General features: G+C 45.1%; 19 protein-coding genes. 9 read left to right on the top strand and 10 right to left on the bottom strand.

The window, feature by feature from the left end:
* Complete coding sequence (locus G3W54_RS16670; RefSeq protein ID WP_162654388.1) at nt 1-474, top strand: MmcB family DNA repair protein; 474 nt, start codon at nt 1-3, stop codon at nt 472-474.
* 10 nt (nt 475-484) lie between these two features.
* Here the strand turns inward: G3W54_RS16670 and G3W54_RS16665 are convergent, their stop codons facing one another.
* The 4 genes from G3W54_RS16665 to rph form a co-directional block, all read right to left on the bottom strand.
* Complete coding sequence (locus tag G3W54_RS16665; protein WP_162654387.1) at nt 485-1,027, bottom strand: ActR/PrrA/RegA family redox response regulator transcription factor; 543 nt, start codon at nt 1,025-1,027, stop codon at nt 485-487.
* A 116-nt stretch (nt 1,028-1,143) separates the two neighbouring features.
* On the bottom strand, nt 1,144-2,316 hold the full coding sequence (hemW, locus tag G3W54_RS16660; RefSeq protein ID WP_162654386.1) for a radical SAM family heme chaperone HemW: 1,173 nt from the start codon (nt 2,314-2,316) through the stop codon (nt 1,144-1,146).
* 11 nt (nt 2,317-2,327) lie between these two features.
* Nucleotides 2,328-2,972 carry an RdgB/HAM1 family non-canonical purine NTP pyrophosphatase gene (gene rdgB, locus G3W54_RS16655; protein WP_162654385.1) on the bottom strand — a complete coding sequence of 215 codons (645 nt, stop codon included), beginning with the start codon at nt 2,970-2,972 and terminating at the stop codon, nt 2,328-2,330.
* A gap of 9 nt (nt 2,973-2,981) precedes the next feature.
* Entirely contained in the window at nt 2,982-3,698 is a 717-nt protein-coding gene (gene rph, locus G3W54_RS16650) for a ribonuclease PH (protein WP_162654384.1), read from the bottom strand.
* A 181-nt stretch (nt 3,699-3,879) separates the two neighbouring features.
* Between rph and hrcA the strand changes: the two genes are divergently transcribed.
* The 6 genes from hrcA to G3W54_RS16620 all read left to right on the top strand — a co-directional run bounded on the left by hrcA (nt 3,880) and on the right by G3W54_RS16620 (nt 9,580).
* Nucleotides 3,880-4,929 (top strand): heat-inducible transcriptional repressor HrcA, encoded by a 1,050-nt coding sequence (gene hrcA, locus G3W54_RS16645; protein WP_244627961.1) that lies wholly within the window; start codon nt 3,880-3,882, stop codon nt 4,927-4,929.
* A gap of 115 nt (nt 4,930-5,044) precedes the next feature.
* Nucleotides 5,045-6,886 (top strand): DNA polymerase III subunit gamma/tau, encoded by a 1,842-nt coding sequence (locus G3W54_RS16640; protein WP_162654383.1) that lies wholly within the window; start codon nt 5,045-5,047, stop codon nt 6,884-6,886.
* A gap of 30 nt (nt 6,887-6,916) precedes the next feature.
* A complete protein-coding gene (locus tag G3W54_RS16635) occupies nt 6,917-7,240 on the top strand; it encodes a YbaB/EbfC family nucleoid-associated protein (protein WP_162654382.1) in 324 nt (107 codons plus the stop codon).
* A gap of 49 nt (nt 7,241-7,289) precedes the next feature.
* Nucleotides 7,290-7,895, top strand: a complete 606-nt coding sequence (recR, locus tag G3W54_RS16630; protein WP_162654381.1) for a recombination mediator RecR — start codon at nt 7,290-7,292, stop codon at nt 7,893-7,895.
* A gap of 15 nt (nt 7,896-7,910) precedes the next feature.
* On the top strand, nt 7,911-9,143 hold the full coding sequence (locus G3W54_RS16625) for a lytic murein transglycosylase (protein ID WP_162654380.1): 1,233 nt from the start codon (nt 7,911-7,913) through the stop codon (nt 9,141-9,143).
* A gap of 2 nt (nt 9,144-9,145) precedes the next feature.
* Nucleotides 9,146-9,580, top strand: coding sequence for a VOC family protein (locus tag G3W54_RS16620; protein ID WP_162654379.1), 435 nt, complete (start codon nt 9,146-9,148; stop codon nt 9,578-9,580).
* A gap of 3 nt (nt 9,581-9,583) precedes the next feature.
* On the opposite strand, the gene G3W54_RS16615 is transcribed toward G3W54_RS16620, so the two are convergent.
* Nucleotides 9,584-10,036 carry a YaiI/YqxD family protein gene (locus tag G3W54_RS16615; RefSeq protein WP_162654378.1) on the bottom strand — a complete coding sequence of 151 codons (453 nt, stop codon included), beginning with the start codon at nt 10,034-10,036 and terminating at the stop codon, nt 9,584-9,586.
* Between the two features lie 149 nt (nt 10,037-10,185).
* Here G3W54_RS16615 and lepA point away from each other — a divergent pair, with 149 nt between their 5' ends.
* Entirely contained in the window at nt 10,186-11,991 is a 1,806-nt protein-coding gene (lepA, locus tag G3W54_RS16610) for a translation elongation factor 4 (RefSeq protein WP_162654474.1), read from the top strand.
* Here lepA and G3W54_RS16605 read toward each other — a convergent pair.
* Nucleotides 11,988-12,800 (bottom strand): helix-turn-helix domain-containing protein, encoded by an 813-nt coding sequence (locus G3W54_RS16605; protein WP_162654377.1) that lies wholly within the window; start codon nt 12,798-12,800, stop codon nt 11,988-11,990. The two genes, lepA and G3W54_RS16605, sit on opposite strands and share 4 nt — an antisense overlap.
* A 66-nt stretch (nt 12,801-12,866) precedes the next feature.
* On the opposite strand from G3W54_RS16605, the gene G3W54_RS16600 reads away from it, so the two are divergent.
* Nucleotides 12,867-13,253 (top strand): DUF3224 domain-containing protein, encoded by a 387-nt coding sequence (locus tag G3W54_RS16600; RefSeq protein ID WP_162654376.1) that lies wholly within the window; start codon nt 12,867-12,869, stop codon nt 13,251-13,253.
* Between the two features lie 25 nt (nt 13,254-13,278).
* Here the strand turns inward: G3W54_RS16600 and G3W54_RS16595 are convergent, their stop codons facing one another.
* The 4 genes from G3W54_RS16595 to G3W54_RS16580 all read right to left on the bottom strand — a co-directional run bounded on the left by G3W54_RS16595 (nt 13,279) and on the right by G3W54_RS16580 (nt 18,469).
* On the bottom strand, nt 13,279-14,562 hold the full coding sequence (locus tag G3W54_RS16595) for an RsmB/NOP family class I SAM-dependent RNA methyltransferase (protein WP_162654375.1): 1,284 nt from the start codon (nt 14,560-14,562) through the stop codon (nt 13,279-13,281).
* Between the two features lie 82 nt (nt 14,563-14,644).
* Nucleotides 14,645-15,391 carry an SDR family oxidoreductase gene (locus G3W54_RS16590; RefSeq protein ID WP_162654374.1) on the bottom strand — a complete coding sequence of 249 codons (747 nt, stop codon included), beginning with the start codon at nt 15,389-15,391 and terminating at the stop codon, nt 14,645-14,647.
* A gap of 10 nt (nt 15,392-15,401) precedes the next feature.
* Nucleotides 15,402-16,865, bottom strand: a complete 1,464-nt coding sequence (locus tag G3W54_RS16585; protein ID WP_162654373.1) for an aldehyde dehydrogenase family protein — start codon at nt 16,863-16,865, stop codon at nt 15,402-15,404.
* A gap of 2 nt (nt 16,866-16,867) precedes the next feature.
* On the bottom strand, nt 16,868-18,469 hold the full coding sequence (locus G3W54_RS16580; RefSeq protein ID WP_244627960.1) for an ABC transporter ATP-binding protein: 1,602 nt from the start codon (nt 18,467-18,469) through the stop codon (nt 16,868-16,870).
* Nucleotides 18,470-18,471 lie beyond the last annotated feature (2 nt).

Below are 18,471 nucleotides of genomic sequence, written 5' to 3'. Positions count from 1 at the left end.
ATGACAATTGTATCTCCACATGATTCTAATCCGCTTGTTGATGGTCGGCAATCCGAACGAGCCATGACAATCAGGCGTGGTGTGCAAAGAGTTTTACGAGATTTTCGATTTTCGATGTTGCCAGAACTAACGCTCGCATCAGGTCGACGTACGGACATCATCGCGGTTGGTGAAAAAGGTGAGATTTGGATTATCGAGATTAAATCTTCAATTGAGGATCTTCGAGTGGACAACAAGTGGCCTGAATATCGTGATTATTGCGATCGCTTGTTTTTCGCCACGTTGCAGGATGTGCCGCAAGAAATCTTCCCACAGGATTGTGGATTTATCTTGGCTGATGGTTTTGGCGGGCACGTTTTAAGAGAAGCGCCAGAACATAAATTGGCTTCATCGCGCCGGAAATCTCTTATGCTTCGTTTCGCGCGTGCCGCAGCAGACAGGTTATTAGCGGCGGAACTTGCCGCTAATTCATAGTATAAGCATATCAGCGCGGTGCGCGTTTTGCCAAAATACGTTGCAAAGTCCTACGGTGCATATTTAGACGCCGCGCCGTTTCTGACACATTGCGATCACACATCTCATACACACGTTGAATATGCTCCCAACGAACGCGATCGGCGGACATTGGATTATCAGGCGGCCCCGCTTTTTCATCGGGGCCACGTGTAAGGGCTGCTACTACATCATCTGCGTCGGCAGGTTTTGCTAAATAATCAACCGCGCCAAGTTTTACAGCTGTTACAGCGGTCGCGATATTTCCGTAGCCAGTGAGAACCACCATTTTCGTGTCTTCGCGCTTGCGGCGGATCGCTTCTATGACGTCCAGACCATTACCATCACCAAGGCGCATGTCAACAACTGCGTATTTGGGAGGGTTTGCCTGAGCTTTAGCAAGTCCTTCAGTCACCGATTCAGCGGTCTCAACGACAAAGCCTCGACCTTCCATGGCACGAGCAATGCGTCTTAAAAACGGACCGTCGTCGTCAACAATCAGTAAACTCGGGTCAGGCCCAATATCTTCAGTCATAAAATTCTATCCAATTTTCAGCTTCTTACCGCAAATATAGGTCTGATATATCCATATTGTATAGTGGTCGCAAATTTTGAACTGCGACATTTTCGTACTAAAGCATAAGTCTTGCTCTATGCCAATTCAGCAATAATGGAATTGAGCACCAAAATTCCTGAATCAGTGCAGCGAATTCGACTGTTGCCGAGGCGCTCTATTAAGCCCTGTTCAAGAAGATTGGCCTCTCGAGCTGTATTAAAGCTTCTACCTGAAAGGTTCTCCCAACGTGCAACATCAATACCTTCTTTTAGGCGAAGTCCCATAATAAGTACTTCGTCAGCCTGTGTATTTTTTTCAAGGATCTCTTCTGTAATGATGCCATGACCATTCTTTTTAACATTCGATGCCCAATTTTCAGGATGTGGCTCAGTGATTGTCGCAAGCTTTGTTTCATTCACTGATATTCGACCATGGGCACCAGGTCCAACGCCCACATAATCGCCATAGCGCCAATAATTTAGATTATGGCGACTTTCTGCGCCAACTTTTGCGTGATTAGATACTTCATAAGCCGGCAAATTATATGAAGCACATACATCTTGAGTGGCGGCATAAATGTCGACCATATGATCATCATCGGGTGTTATTATTTTGCCGGCTTTATGAAGTTTAAAAAACGGCGTGCCTTCTTCGATTGTAAGTTGGTACAAAGAAAGGTGATCAACAGCCATATCTATGGCTTCAATAAGCTCATTTTGCCAAGATTTAATTGTCTGGTTTGGACGACCATAAATGAGATCAAATGACATACGCGGAAAAATCTCACGTGCTAGATTTATAGCTTTCTTTGCATCCTCTACTGAATGCAGCCTTCCCAAGAATTTTAAATCCCGATTATTGAGCGCCTGCACACCCATTGAAACCCGATTGACGCCAGCGTCATGGTATCCACGGAAACGGCTTGCTTCAACACTAGATGGGTTTGCCTCCATCGTGATTTCTATATCGCTCGGCACATCCCAAAGGTTGCGGATCTGTGACAAGATTGCATCGACTGTGTCAGGATCCATTAAAGATGGTGTACCTCCACCAAGAAAGATACTTGTGACAGTTCGCGCATCCGATAGTTCACGATTATGCTCAAGTTCCTGCTCAAAAGCTTTTATAAAACGCTTTTGGTCGATTTTTTGATGCCTCACATGGGAATTGAAATCGCAATAGGGGCATTTAGCGGCGCAAAATGGCCAATGAACGTAGATACCAAATCCAGATGTTTGATCAAGTAATGCTTGGGACAATGAGGGCATATCTTTGCCCCTTAAACACCTAGGCAAGTTTCAGCAAAAAACTTAAATGCGCGCGCACGATGAGATAAAGCTGTTTTATCACCTGGTTTCCACCCATGTTTTTCCTCGGCGGTCATTTCACCAAACGTTGTATCAAAACCATCAGGCACAAACACCGGATCATAGCCAAAGCCGGATGTTCCACGAGGTGGCCATGTTAGATGGCCTTCGGCTTCCCCGCGGAAAAACTCTCGGTGTCCGTCAGGCCAACGCATGCATAACACACTGACAAATCGCCCTGTGCGTTCTTTCGGGTCTGAAACAGCTTTTGCTTGCAGCGCATCTTCAACCTTCTTCATCGCAAGGTCAAAGTCGCGGGTGCCATCTTCTGTTTCAGCCCAATCGGCAGTGTAAACGCCGGGATCACCATCAAGTGCATCGACCACTAGCCCTGAATCATCAGAAAGTGCAACCAGGCCAGTTGCCATAGAGGCGGCATCTGCCTTTGTCGCTGCATTTTCCTCAAATGTCGTGCCGTTTTCCGCAGGTTCAGGAAGTCCAAGTTCACCTGCAGAAACAACGTCTATGCCCAACGGTCCGATAAGATCGCGAATTTCACGAAGCTTTCCTTCATTATGGGTCGCTAGGACAATTTTTTTGCCTTCAAACTTGCGCATTATTCAATCCTACTTAATGCATTCTTTTTGCAAATTAACGAGGTCGGAGATGCTGGATTTTGCAAGACCCATAAGTTGTCCGAACTCTTCTTCGGAAAATGGGTCAGCTTCCGCCGTACCTTGAATTTCAACAATCCCGCCTGAACCAGTCATAACAAAGTTTGCATCCGTGTCAGCCGCTGAATCTTCCAGATAATCCAAATCTGAGACCGGTTGGCCAGCAAAAATGCCGCAGGAAATCGCTGCGACATGATCCTTTAGAACACGATCGGTTCTCACCATGTTGCGCTCTTCCATCCATTTAAGGCAGTCATGCAAAGCAATCCATGCGCCGGTGATTGAAGCCGTACGTGTGCCGCCATCCGCTTGAATGACGTCGCAATCAAGAGAGATTTGGCGTTCGCCTAATGCTTCAAGATCAACAACTGCGCGTAGTGAACGTCCGATAAGGCGTTGAATTTCTTGCGTGCGGCCACTTTGTTTGCCAGAAGATGCTTCGCGGCGCATTCGATCACCAGTTGAGCGCGGGAGCATACCATATTCAGCAGTAACCCAGCCTTTTCCACCATTTCGAAGCCACGGTGGAACGCGCTCTTCCAAGCTGGCTGTGCAAAGCACATGCGTATCACCGAATTTCACAAGGCAAGATCCTTCAGCATGTTTTGAAAAGCCGCGCTCAAAAGAGACGTCTCGCATCTGGTCTGTTTTTCTTCCTGAAGGACGCATTCAATTCTCCGATGTGACTAATTTGATTCTTAACGAGATATCTAGCCTTTGTTCATGGCGCATGCAAAGGAAAAGAGCTTAAAATTCTAGTAGAATATGCTTGAACACTCTATATAATTTAAAGAAGTAAAAGTCTTTGTTGTTTTATTGGTTGGAGCGGGTCGGTCGGCTCGATAGAAATTTGAAAGATCTTGATGATCGCTCGCGCGATGTATTTAGAAGTATCGTTGAAACCTATCTGGGTTCAGGCGAGCCGCTTGGTTCTCGGAATTTATCAAAGATGCTTCCTATGGCGATATCACCAGCCTCTGTACGCAATGTGATGAGTGATCTGGAAGAGTTAGGCCTGATATATTCTCCGCATGTAAGTGCAGGGAGAATGCCTACGGATTTAGGTCTTCGGTTTTTTGTGGATTCATTCATGCAAGTGGGTGATTTGCAACCCGAGGAGCGCGAACAAATTGAGCAACAAGTACCAACAAATGTCGGACAGCCCATAGAAGGACTTCTGACAGAGGCAAGTAAGTTGCTCTCTGGTGTTTCAAGCGGTGCTGGTTTGGTTATGGCTGCAAAAAGCGATGGTGCAATTAAGCATATTGAATTCATTCGACTTGAACCCACAAAGGCACTCGCAGTAATTGTTGGCGAAGGTGATCGTGTTGAAAATCGGGTTATCGATTTGCCCGCAGGCACCACATCTTCGCAATTGGTGGAAGCCAGCAATTTCTTGAACGCGCATTTGGCAGGTCGAACTTTCTCTGAAGTACGCAATAAGCTGGAAGGATTGCGAAATACCATTCGCAGCGAGTTAGACACGCTCTCCAGTGGCTTGGTTGAACGTGGCTTAGCTGTTTGGGCAGACGCAGAAGATGAAGGTTCGCCCGGTCGTTTGATTGTTCGTGGTCGATCAAAACTGTTAGAGAATGTCGGAGCAGATGAAGAGTTAGACCGTGTTCGAATGCTTTTTGATGACCTTGAGAAGAAGGAAAGCCTGATTGATTTGATGAATTTAGCAGAAACAGGTTCAGGTGTTCGCATATTTATTGGGTCCGAAAATAAATTGTTTTCGCTTTCTGGATCATCTTTGATTTTTGCGCCGCTCAAAGATGAGGGTGAACGCGTTTTAGGTGCTGTGGGTATTATTGGTCCGACAAGGCTAAATTATTCTCGTGTGGTGCCGGTGGTGGATTATACCGCCCAACTTGTTTCACGCCTGATGCAGAAAAAGTAAACTTATAACAGGACTAATTTCCGGAATCGCCCGGAATCGCTTTGAATAAAATTAGCGGCCTGCTAATAGTTTTTCTAGGGATATAAAGCGAAGCATTTAAACAGGGTTATTTAGGTTGAGCAGCGAAACCGAATATCGCGTATTGGCGCGGAAATATCGACCAAAAGACTTCTCGGACCTTGTCGGGCAAAACCCGATGGTTCGCACGCTTACAAATGCATTCTCATCAGGGAGAATTGCGCAAGCTTGGATGCTGACAGGTGTTCGCGGGGTGGGTAAAACCACAACCGCTCGTATTCTTGCGCGTGCGCTCAATTACCAAAAAGATGGTATTGACCAGCCTACAATAGATATTCAAGAGCTCGGCGAACATTGTCAGGCGATCATGGATGGCCGTCATGTTGATGTGGTCGAGATGGATGCGGCCTCTCACACGGGTATCGACGATATTCGTGAAATAATTGAACAGGTTCGCTATAAGCCTATCTCTGCTCGCTATAAAATCTATATTATCGATGAGGTTCATATGCTGTCTACTCAGGCTTTCAATGGCCTGCTTAAGACACTTGAAGAACCACCGGAACATGTAAAATTTATCTTTGCGACGACGGAAATTCGGAAGGTCCCAATCACTGTTCTTTCCCGTTGTCAGCGTTTTGATCTGCGCCGGATTGATGCTAGCGATCTTTCTGGTCATTTTAAGATGATTGCCGGAAAGGAGGGCGTGGAGATTGATGATGAGTCACTCGCACTTATTTCTCGCGCAGCCGAAGGGTCTGCTCGCGATGGTCTTTCGCTCATGGATCAGGCGATTGCACATGGTAGCGGTAAAGTTGAAGCAGAAGCTGTGCGCTCAATGCTCGGTCTGGCAGATCGAACGCGTATTGCTGATCTGTTTGATTTTCTCATGAAAGGCGAGATTGCAAAGGCTCTTGAGGAATTTAAAGCGCAATATGATGCGGGCGCAAATCCACTTGTCGTACTGACGGATTTAGCCGATTTTACCCATACTGTGACACGATTAAAATACGCACCTGCCGCTAAGGATGATACAGCGCTTACTGAGGTTGAACGAACACGTGGTGCTGAGTTTGGCAAGGTTTTATCGACACCTATATTATCACGGACATGGCAAATGTTGTTGAAAGCAATTTCAGAAACAACAGCATCAAATCGACCATTTGCATCAGCGGAAATGGCGCTCATACGTATTGCACATTCTGCACATCTACCTAGCCCGGAAGACCTTGCGAAGATTGTTACAGCGTCCGAACAAAGCCAAACTAACGGTGGGGCACCAGTTCCAGCGGGTTATGGTTCCAATGGTGGGGCAGTTCAATCTGCAAAAACAACGCCACAAAGTTCTGAACCACAAAGTAATCAAAATTCTGGAGATGCACCAACGGTTATGTTGGCTAATGGGACTAATGATTCACGAGGTATAATGCTTCATGCAATCGATAATCCCAATCCGCAACCGTTGGCCGTGTCTGAACCTGAACTTCCAAGTGTTAAAATTGAAAGTTTGGAAGATTTAGTCGCACTTGCAGATCAACATCGCGATGTTACGACAAAGATCCAAATTAGAAATCACGTCCGTTTAGTTAGTATTGAGCCTGGTCGACTAGAAATTAGCCTTACCGAACAGGGGTCGCCGACCCTACCTGGTGAGTTGATCGATAAATTGAAGAAGTGGACGGGCGTTAAATGGATTGTCGGGCTCAATCGTGACGCAGGCGGACCAACACTTGCTGAATTAGAATCTGAAAAGCAAGAAGCGCTTGTTACAGATGCACGTGAAGATAAGGATGTTGCTGCCATATTGAAGAAGTACCCTGGCGCACGCATAACAAATGTTAGAATTGCCATTCAGGATGATGATTTTCATTTTAGTGAGACCGAAGATGGTGATATCTCTCCAGACAGCATAGACGATAATATGGACTTACCAGAGTAAGGCCCTCAAAGTAATAATTAGGAGTTTGAAATGAAAGACATCATGGGAATGATGGGTAAAGTAAAAGAACTGCAAGAGAAGATGGGTACGATGCAAGAAGAGATTGCAGCGATGGAAGTCGAAGGCTCTTCTGGCGGTGATTTGGTCAAAGTAACGCTTAATGGCAAAGGCATTATGATGGGCCTTGCTATCGATCCTTCGCTTATTGTCGATGGAGAAGGCGAAATCCTTGAAGATTTGATTCTGGCAGCTCACAATGATGCCAAAGGTAAGGCTGATGCGATGGCAGCGGAAAAAACAGCTGCACTAACAGAAGGTCTGCCAATTCCTCCGGGCATGAAACTTCCTTTCTAAAACAATTTTTTTAAGAGACGAGACGACTCGAATCGCCTAAAACTTGATTATGGTAAAACGAGTAACTGGTCCAGAAATTGAGAAGCTTATTCAGCTTTTAGCGCGTGTGCCCGGTCTTGGGCCGCGCTCGGCAAGACGTGCTGCCTTGCATCTTATCAAGAAAAAAGATCAACTTCTCGGGCCTCTCGCAGGCGCGATGGGAGAGGCTTTTGACAATGTGGTTATCTGTTCTACATGCGGTAATGTGGATACCTCAAACCCGTGTACAATCTGTCAAGACCCAAGACGTGATGTCAAAACACTTATAGTCGTTGAAGATGTTTCTGATCTTTGGGCGTTAGAGCGTGCAGAAGTGATGAATGTTAAATATCACGTTCTTGGTGGCACTCTTTCACCATTAGATGGAATAGGGCCAGAAGATTTAACAATTCGGGAACTTGTCGATCGTGTTGAGCAAGACGGCATCTCGGAATTAGTGATCGCTGTAAATGCTACGGTCGAGGGGCAGACAACAGCCCATTATATTACAGATCAGTTAAGCGGACTTGATGTGAAAGTAACTCGTCTCGCACACGGTGTTCCTGTGGGTGGTGAACTTGATTATCTGGATGAAGGAACGCTCACAGCGGCAGTACGATCTAGAACTTCCTTTTGATTTTAGGAGCTTAATATGACGAAGATTCAATTTGGTATATTTGTCTTCCTCCTTTGTTTTCTTCCTCTCCATGCGGGTGCGCAGTCACTGGATAAACAGTTTGCGACTTGGGCGCAGACTGATTTGAAAAGAGCAACAAAGGCTGCGGGAATATCAAATCGTACTTTTAAACGAGCAATGTCAGGTGTTCAGCTTGATTTAAAATTACCTGGGTTAACTTTGCCTGGTGCGAAGCAGAAAAAACAAAAACAGACGCAAGCGGAATTTCGATCTCCGGCCAAGTATTTTGATGAGAAACGAATGCAGGGTCTTGCCAGCATCGGCAACTCTCTATTGGTCAAACACCAAAAAACCTTGCAGCGTATTGAGCAAAAATATGGTGTTCCCGCAGGTATTATCCTCGCAATTTGGGGGCGTGAATCGGGCTATGGTCGTGCATCAATCCCCCACTCGGTTATCCGAGTTCTTGCAACACGGGCTTTTCTTTCGGATCGTAGGGAGTTCTTTCAAAAAGAACTGATTGCCGCAATGAAGATCATTCAGAGTGGTGATGTATCAGCCGCAAAGATGAAAAGTTCGTGGGCCGGTGCCATGGGCCAACCGCAATTTATGCCGTCAAGTTACCTCCAATTTGCAGTGGATTTTGATGGGGACGGCAAGCGTAACATCTGGTCATCAACGCCGGACGCGCTAGCTTCGATAGCAAATTATCTGAAGCAAAGTGGTTGGCAGTCAAATCGCGATTGGGGTTTTGAAGTTTCATTGCCAGCAGATGCAAATTGTGCCCGTGAGGGCCCGGATATGGCCAAACCTATCAAGTCTTGGGCACAAGAAGGGATATCGCGGATCAGTGGAAGGCCATTTCCGACATTGGAGATGTCGCAGGCAGGTATGCTGATATTGCCGGCGGGCATCTGGGGGCCAGAGTTCATCGTTACGCCAAACTTCTATGTGATAAAAAAGTACAATAATTCTGACAATTATGCATTGTTTATTGGAAATCTTGCCGATCGAATTGGCTTTGGAATGGGCAGTTTTAAAACCAAATGGGCAAATCAAAAAGTCATGTACCGATCTGATATTCGTAAGATTCAACAAAAGCTTGAGATGCAGGGTTATGATGTCGGTGGAGCTGATGGCTTACCTGGGTACAAAACACGTCGTTCGATTGGCGATTGGCAACAGAAGAAGCGAATAAAGCAAACATGTTTCCCCAGCCAAAATCTACTCAAAAAGATGGGCTTATAACTATGGAACAAAGACTTAGTATTGTTACACTCGGTGTTGCGGATCTTGCCCGCTCCAAGGCTTTTTACGATGGGCTTGGATGGAAGGCAGCCTCATCGCCGGAAACTGAAGAAATTATTGCCTATGATTTGATTTCCATGGCACTTGCTCTTTATCCTTGGGAGAAGTTGGCAGAAGATGCGGGGATATCAGTAGATCGCACCGGTCATTCCGCAGTCACTTTGGCTTACAATGTTTCAACCGAACCGGAAGTTGACGATATGATCAATTTAGCCGAGAAGAATGGTGCTTCAATTACAAAGCCAGCGCAAAAGGCATTTTGGGGCGGATACTCGGGGTGCTTTGCTGATCCTGATGGTCATATATGGGAGATTGCATTCAATCCATTTGCTAAACTTGGGCCGAATGGGGAGTTTCAATGGAATGGCGTTGCTTAACCGTTAACTTCGTCGTTTCATCTGAACAATTGTTAAATCAAGCGTTGATAAAAAACGCGACCTGTCTTTTTTAGAAAATGGCGCAGGCCCCCCGACTTGCTCACCGCCAGCACGTAAATCCGCCATGATGGATCGTGTTGCAACAGCCATACCGATGGAATTTTCAGTAAACGGTTTGCCAGTGGGTGAAAGTACGGTCGCGCGTTTTTCGATAGATCGTTCAGCCAGCAGTATATCAGAGGTAATGACAATCGAATATTCGTTGGCCTCATCTGCAATATAATCATCAGCGGCATCAAATTTGTCGCTAACTACGACGCGTTTGAAGAGTGGATCGTCAGGGATTCGAAAGTGGCTGTTACTGACGACCTGCGCCGAAATTTGATAACGTTCAGCGACTTTGTAAATTTCTTCTTTAACCGGGCAAGCATCTGCATCTACCAGAATATGTATCATATTGGTGTTTCCTGTTCGGTGATTTATTTAGCCAAACCCTATGCCAAGTGCAATCAAATCTGCGCTAAGTTCCAAATTTGGATCGCTTTCGCAACTGCACAGGCAAAACAAGCTTGCTTCTTGCAGCTTTGCACTCTAAATCGCTTGTTATGACAACATCTTTATCACATATCCGAAATTTCTCGATTGTTGCACATATCGATCATGGTAAATCCACACTTGCTGACCGCTTGATCCAAGCCTGTGAAGGGCTGACAGATCGCGAAATGTCTGCCCAAGTTCTCGATAGTATGGACATCGAAAAAGAGCGCGGCATTACGATTAAAGCACAAACTGTTCGTTTGCATTACAAAGCAAATAATGGCGAAGAATATGTGCTTAATTTGATCGACACACCAGGGCATGTCGATTTTGCCTATGAAGTATCGCGATCTTTGACGGCTGTTGAAGGATCACTGCTTGTTGTGGATGCATCGCAAGGTGTTGAAGCTCAAACGCTTGCCAATGTTTACACAGCTCTTGATGCAGATCATGAGATTGTTCCAGTTTTGAATAAGGTGGATTTACCAGCTGCCGAACCAGAGCGTATTCGCGAACAAATTGAAGAAGTCATCGGCCTTGATGCCAGTGATGCACTTATGATTTCAGCGAAGACCGGTGTTGGTGTTCCTGAAGTTTTAGAAGCAATTGTTGATCGCTTACCCCCCCCAGAAGGTGGCTCTCGAGAAGACCCGCTAAAAGCACTTCTCGTCGATAGCTGGTATGATACCTATCTTGGTGTTATCGTTTTGGTACGCGTGATTGATGGAACCTTGAAAAAAGGCCAAGTTATTCGTTTGATCGGAACCGATGCTAGATATCCCGTCGACCGGGTCGGTATTATTACTCCCAAACTGGTAACGGTTGATGAGCTTGGGCCTGGTGAAATCGGGTTTATCACGGCTTCCATTAAGGAAGTTGCCGATACACGTGTTGGTGATACAATTACTGAAGATAAACGTCCGACCACTGATATTTTACCCGGTTTTAAACCGGCTCAACCAGTCGTATTCTGCGGCTTGTTTCCCGTTGATGCAGCTGATTTTGATGATCTTCGTAGCGCAATGGGTAAGCTGCGATTAAATGATGCGTCCTTTGCGTTTGAAATGGAATCATCCGCAGCATTGGGATTTGGTTTCCGTTGTGGTTTCTTGGGTCTTTTGCATCTTGAGATAATTCAGGAGCGGTTAGAGCGTGAATTCGATCTTGACCTGATTGCAACAGCGCCATCAGTGGTTTACGAGCTGGAAATGTTTGATGGCAAAGTCATCGAGTTGCACAATCCGGCTGATATGCCAGATGTTATGCATATCACGTCAATCAGGGAGCCCTGGATCAAGGCAACCATCATGACGCCAGATGAATATCTGGGTCCAATTTTGAAACTGTGCCAAGAGCGCCGTGGATTACAAACGGACCTCACTTATGTGGGCACACGTGCGATGGTGAGCTATGATTTGCCGCTCAATGAGGTCGTGTTTGATTTTTATGATCGGTTAAAATCAATCTCAAAGGGCTATGCAAGCTTTGATTATAAGATTGATGATCACCGCGAGGGCAACTTGGTCAAACTTTCTATTTTAGTCAACGCAGAACCTGTCGATGCCTTGTCAATTTTGGTTCATAGATCATCTGCTGAAAAACGCGGGCGTGCCATGTGCGAGAAGCTTAAAGATTTGATCCCACAGCATATGTTCCAAATTCCGGTGCAGGCAGCAATTGGTGGCAAGATTATCGCACGTGAAACTATTCGTGCCTTGCGTAAAGATGTAACGGCTAAATGTTATGGCGGTGATGCCTCCCGTAAGCGTAAACTTCTGGATAAACAGAAGAAGGGTAAAAAACGGATGCGCCAATTTGGTAAGGTTGATATCCCGCAAGAGGCATTTATTGCAGCTCTTAAGATGGACGATTAGTTCGCACTATTTCTGTTCTTTTTAGTGTATTTTGCTGGGCTAAACCCAGTAAGAGATCGAAATGCATTATTGAAATGAGCTTGATCAGAAAACCCTAACTTTATGGCTAGGTCTGCAAGATCAACTGGAGAATTTCCATTTAAAGTGTCTAACGCTTCAAACATACGATAGCGATTGATAACCCATTTGGGACCTAAGCCTATATGGTTTTGAAACAGTCTTTGGATCTGTCTTGGAGAAATCTCCAAGGCCTTAGATAAGTTTTTGAGGGTAAAAATTTGTGTATCCATTTCAGCCTTCATGACAGCATTTTGAACTTTGATCATATCTTTTGTTGGCTCGATAAAATGTTGAGAGATATGAGTATTGAAGGCTTCTAAAGTTTTTTCGACAGATTGTTCCAACAGCATTTTTTCTAACTTCATCCCATCTTTGGGATAGAGTTTATGAATTGGTATGTGAGAATCGGTCAGCTCTGACATGGATTGTTGAACAATGGATTGTCCCATTCCCGACTTTAGTTTTGCACCTAACACAGCACCCTTGCCCTTTAAGAGATAGTCAAATTTACCGCTGGTGCAGCCAAAAAAGCCAGAACCATTTTGTGGGTCGAGCACAAGATGTTGAGTGGGAAACGGGATATTAGATTGCTTGTATTCTTCACCTTCGGGGAGGTCCCAACAAACATGCCAAAAGCGGTCAATAACAGCATCGATGGCTTTGCAGGGCGGAAAGGTTTGGATTGAAATTTTTTCAAGAGATTGACGTTCATTGAGCAGCCCCCTGATTTTTGATCTTATTTCATTCATGTCGCATTTTTACAATAATTCAAGACAAGTTTCCAACAAACTTCATCAGAGTTAAAGGAGTTCAAATTGGAATATAAAGCATCATTTACCATTGAAAAATGGTCTGAAGACAAAATCACCAAAATGCCCGAACCACAGAAATTCAACCGCGGCGAAGTTATTCGCAAGCACAAAGGTTATGTTCATGGGAAGGAAACCATGCATTACACTCTCATATATGCCAATGAAAGACGTAGCGAGTTTTCGGGAATTGGCCTGTTTGAGGGGCATATAGGAGAAGAGAAGGGGCATTTTATCATCATTGAACGAGGCTCTTACCAAAATGGTAGCGTTGATGTGAAATTTGATGTCCAAAAAATCAATTCAAATGGTGAGTTTGGACCTGTCCTCGGACAGGGGAGTTATAATACGAGTGAACATCAAAATATCGAATATATATTTCGTAACGTATAGCGATCCGCAACGTTAGGAAATCTGTCTATTTGTGTTTTAGCTTCGCAATGAAAAACCCATCTGTATGTGTGCGATGTGGGCTACATAAGATGCCAACATTTGTGTGGGAAAGCGGAACAGTGCTCATGCCTGTTATACTTTTCCATTCACTTTGTGTATCGATAATTTCAAAATCACTATGAGAGGCAAGGAAGCTTTCAATAATGGCATCATTTTCTTGCGGTAGAACCGAACATGTGACGTAGGTTAGTTCGCCACCTTCTTTAACATAGCTAGAAGCCTTTTCGAGAACTTCTTTTTGTTGGGAACAACGCATTTCGAGATTTTTCTCAGAAAGCTTCCACTTGGTTTCGGGGCGTCTGCGCCAAGTTCCTGTACCAGTGCAAGGTGCATCAACCAGCACACGGTCGCAGTGCATTTTATGAGGTTCTAATTCTTCCTCTGAACTACAGATTTGAATATTGCGAACGCCAGCTCGGCGGATCCGTTCAATCATTGGTGCCATGCGTCGCGAATCTGAATCAAATGTATATATCTGCCCTTTATTGTCCATCTCGGCAGAAAGTGCCAATGCTTTACCACCACCACCAGCGCAATAGTCAAGCACTTGTTCACCCGGTTTTGCGCCGACCATTTCCGCAGCCATTTGTGAACCTTCATCCTGAATTTCAAACCAACCTTTAGCAAATGGAATATCTGCAGTCAGGTTTGGCATGCGTTTAGCGCCTTCGCTTGCATCAATCCGGATACCCGATGGCGCAAGTGAGCAAGCTTTTGCATCCAGTTTGCTTAAGGCTTTAAGAACCTGTTCATCTGTCGCTTTGAGTGTATTTACTCTCACATCAAGTGTCGGCCTCTGATTAAAAGCAACAGCTTCTTCAAGCCAGTTCTCACCGAACACGGTTTCAAAATTTGTAACTAGCCACTCAGGAATATCGGCTTGAACATGTTTAGCGGCTTGTTTCAGATCACGTGCTTGGTATGCTTCATATGCGGCCTGAGAGATCAAGTCCGGTGCAAATTTATCGCCTTCAAAATCAGCAACCAGCTGGTCGTAAGCAATGTTCCACTGTCGCAATAATACGGCAACGGCGAGTGCGGCTGGACCATCATCATCCATTAGATAGGCGTGTGATAGCTTCATGCGTAATGCATCATAGACGATATTGCCAATAGCGGCTCTATCACCAGAGCCTGCAAATCGGTGGGCCGAACCCCAGTCTCTGAGAACTGTTGTAATCGGGCGATGTTGGGTCTGAATGGTCTCTAAAACTTCAATAGCTGCTTGTAAGCGTCCGCCGAGCCGCATGATTTAACCCCAATCCATTTGCTGTAAAATGATGTGGTAGACGTATCTCTTCCGCTTAGCAAGCCAATTTACGATAAGCTGACTAAATGCAGCGACCGCCATCCACTTCCATAGCCACGCCTGTAATCATAGATGCCTCATCAGAACATAAAAAACATGCCGCATTGCCCATATCTTCGGGCGTTGAAAAACGGCCAATGGGAATGGTTGAGATAAATTTTTCCCGGATCTCCGGTGTATCTTGTCCCATAAAGGATTTTAGCAACGGTGTTTCACCGGCAACAGGATTTATCGCATTCACACGTATGCCTTGCACAGCAAGTTCAATCGCCATGGTTTTGGTCGCCGTAATCATCCAGCCTTTAGAACAATTATACCAGTTCAAATTTGGCCGCGGGGAAACACCAGCTGTGGAAGCCACATTTAAAATTGCCCCAGATGTACGTTGCTTCATATGTGGAACCACATATTTTGCGGTGAGATAAACCGATTTCATATTTACGTTGAAGACACGATCAAAATCCTCTTCAGAGACATCTTCCATCGGTGTCGGTAGATGCGTAATACCGGCATTGTTGACAAGAATATCTATGTGATCGAACCTATCAATAACCTGTTCAGTCATTTTTTGTACGCTCTTAGATGAAGCGACATCGACCTTTATAGCTGTTGTATTGGTATCAAATTCTTTGGTGTAATTTAGTGCAGCATCGTAATTGACATCAGCTATAACAACCTGTGCACCTTCATCATGAAACTTGCGAACAATGCCTGCACCAAACCCAGATGCGCCGCCTGTCACAATGGCTATCCTATCTTTAAGTCGCATATTGCCTCACTCATTCACCGTGCCAATTGGCTACTGTTTTTAACGTTGAAAATCCATAAAGTGCTTCAAATCCTTTTTCACGTCCATGACCAGATTTGCCATACCCGCCAAATGGTAGTTCAACACCTCCGCCAGCACCATAATTATTGATAAATATCTGCCCACTTCGGATAGCTTTGGCCATACGCATCTGGCGCCCGCCATCTTTAGTCCATATACCTGCAACCAAGCCGTAATCTGTACTGTTGGCGATTGCGATTGCTTCCGCCTCATTTTCAAAGGGAATGAGGACCTGTACAGGTCCAAAAATTTCATCTTGTGCCAATGGGTGTTCGAACGGCACATTATCCAAAAGGGTTGGTAATATATAAGCGCCATCCTTAGGCAAGTCAGCGACGTACTTCCCTTGTGCGGCAATGGAAATTTTATCTCGCTTTGCTAAGTCTAAGAAGCCGTAGACAAGCTCCTTTTGTCTCTTAGATACGAGAGGTCCGAGAGAATGATCGGACATAGCAGGACCAACGGTTAAGGCGCTGTAAGCGGCACTCATTCTTTTGCGCACCGTCTCATAGATGGATTTATGAACCAGTATTCGAGATGACGCAGAACATGTTTGCCCTGCATTTTGAATGCCTGCATTAATAAGGAAAGCAATTGCACGATCTATGTTGGCATCTTCAAACACAACTTGAGGTGATTTACCGCCAAGTTCCAAGGTAACGGGAGTAACATTTTGTGCTGCTGCCGTTTGAATTTTGACCCCTGTTGCGACGGAACCTGTGAAAGAAACGTGTTGAATATCTGGATGGCCGCTTAGTGCTGCACCTGCTTCACTTCCCAGACCAGGCACAACATTTAGCGCACCTTTCGGCAAGCCACAATCATGCGCTATTTTGGAAAAGGCCAGTGCAGTTAAGCATGCTTCTTCTGCCGGTTTTAGAACACACGCATTTCCCATGGTTAGTGCTGCGCCTATGGAGCGGCCGATGATCTGCATGGGATAATTCCACGGCACAATGTGGCCCGTCACGCCATGTGGTTCTCGTAATGTATAAACTGTATAATCATTCAAATAGGGAATTGTCTGTCCATGAACCTTATCGGCCGCGCCGCCATAAAACTCAAGATATCGCGCCAATGCTATTGCATCATTTCGGGCCTGACTTAAAGGTTTGCCAACATCTCTTGCCTCTAACTCGGCTAACCATTCAACATTCTTGGTTATTTCTGCAGATATTTTAAAAAGCAACCTGCCCCGTTCGGCAGCTGTCATTGATCCCCAATCGCCCGATAGAGCGGCATCGGCGGCGCAAACAGCAAGGTCTATATCCGCCTTTTGTCCACGCGCTATCGAGCAAAGATTGCTTCCATCTGATGGATCGGTAAGTTCTAAAAAATCACCTGATGTCGGGGCAATCCATTCACCACCGATGAAACAGCAAGTGTTTTCAAGATTCGTATTGAATGTGCTCATGATTAAACAGCCCTTTGCTTTTGTACATCCAGAACCGGAATAGCTTCTATGAGCGTTCTCGTATAATCCTGCTGCGGAGCGTTAAAGACATCTTCTGTCTTGCCCTGTTCCACGATGACGCCATTTTGCATAACCAAAACACGATCTGTGATGTTCCTAACAACGGATAGGTCATGTGAAATAAACAAATAGGACAAATTGAGCTTATCACGAAGTTCGGCCAGAAGATCAAGGATTTGAGCACGAATAGAAACGTCAAGCGCGGATACTGCTTCATCTAGGATAACAAGGGCAGGCCGCATAATGAGCGCGCGAGCTATGGCTATCCGTTGCCGCTGTCCACCAGAAAATTCATGTATATATTTGTCGCCGTCAGATGTTTGAAGACCAACCTCGAGAAGCGCTTTAGCAACGCGTGCATCTATCTCAGATTGCTGTGCAGGCGGATTGGCGCAGAAAAATGGTTCGGCGATCAGTTTATTCACTTTGTGTCTTGGGTTGAAAGATGAATGCGGATCTTGAAACACAACTTGCGTCATTGCTCGCTGCTCTAACCTGGGCCCATGTCCTTTGGATGAAAAGGTAGTTCCATTTAGTTTAACTTCACCTTCATCCAAATGCCGAAGAGCGAGCAAAGATTTCGCCAATGTCGATTTGCCGCAACCGGATTCACCAACTAATCCAATATTCTCGCTACGAAAAATATCGAAGGAAACATTGTTGACCGCCCGGAATTTTTTGCGCGGTGCAAATAAATGCCGCTTTGGTAGATTGTAGTCACAAGAAACAGAACGAACATTTAAGACAGCGTCCTGAGTGCTGATTACTTTTTCAGATTGATTAGGCACATGCTTGGAAGCTTCAAATAGTTTCTTGGTATATTCATGGCGCATCTGAGATAAAACATCCCTGCAAGGGCCTTGCTCTACAACAACACCATTTTTCATAACAACAATATCATCAGCCATCTCCGCAACAACGGCGAGGTCATGGGTGATCAAAATAAGAGATAAACCGTCTTCATCAACAAGGGTTTTAAGGAGTTTTAAAATCTCTGCTTGAGTAATCACATCAAGCGCTGTTGTTGGTTCATCAGCAATCAAAACTTTTGGTCTGAGTGCTATAGCCATCGCAATCATAACGCGTTGACGTTGGCCACCGGATAAATTGTGCGGATAGCGGGTCAACGGGAATTTATCAACTGGTAGCTCAACACGCCGAAGTGCTTCTATAGCAATCTCTTCTGCATCTTGGCGTGATTTTCCAGTATGAACTCTAATTGTTTCCGAAACTTGATCGCCAATTGTTTGAACGGGATTGAGAGCTGTCATTGGTTCTTGAAAGATCATGGAAATATCATTGCCGCGAAGGTCGCACATCTCGCCTTCGCTAAGATCCAAAATCTCATTATCTTTAAATAAAATACTACCCGATAACTCACTGCCATGTGGCAAGAGTTTTAAGATTGAAAAGGCAGTCATGGATTTTCCAGAGCCGGATTCTCCAACTATTCCAAGAATTTTTCCTCGCTCAACTGATAAATCAATATCATCTAGGATTGGAGTGTCGTGGATATTCAGTTTTAGATTGCGCACAGTCAGCATGA

The organism is Lentilitoribacter sp. Alg239-R112, assembly GCF_900537175.1.
GTDB lineage: Bacteria > Pseudomonadota > Alphaproteobacteria > Rhizobiales > Rhizobiaceae > Lentilitoribacter.
Note: the sequence above shows the minus strand (reverse complement) of the source record. Positions and strands in the feature narration are given on the sequence as shown.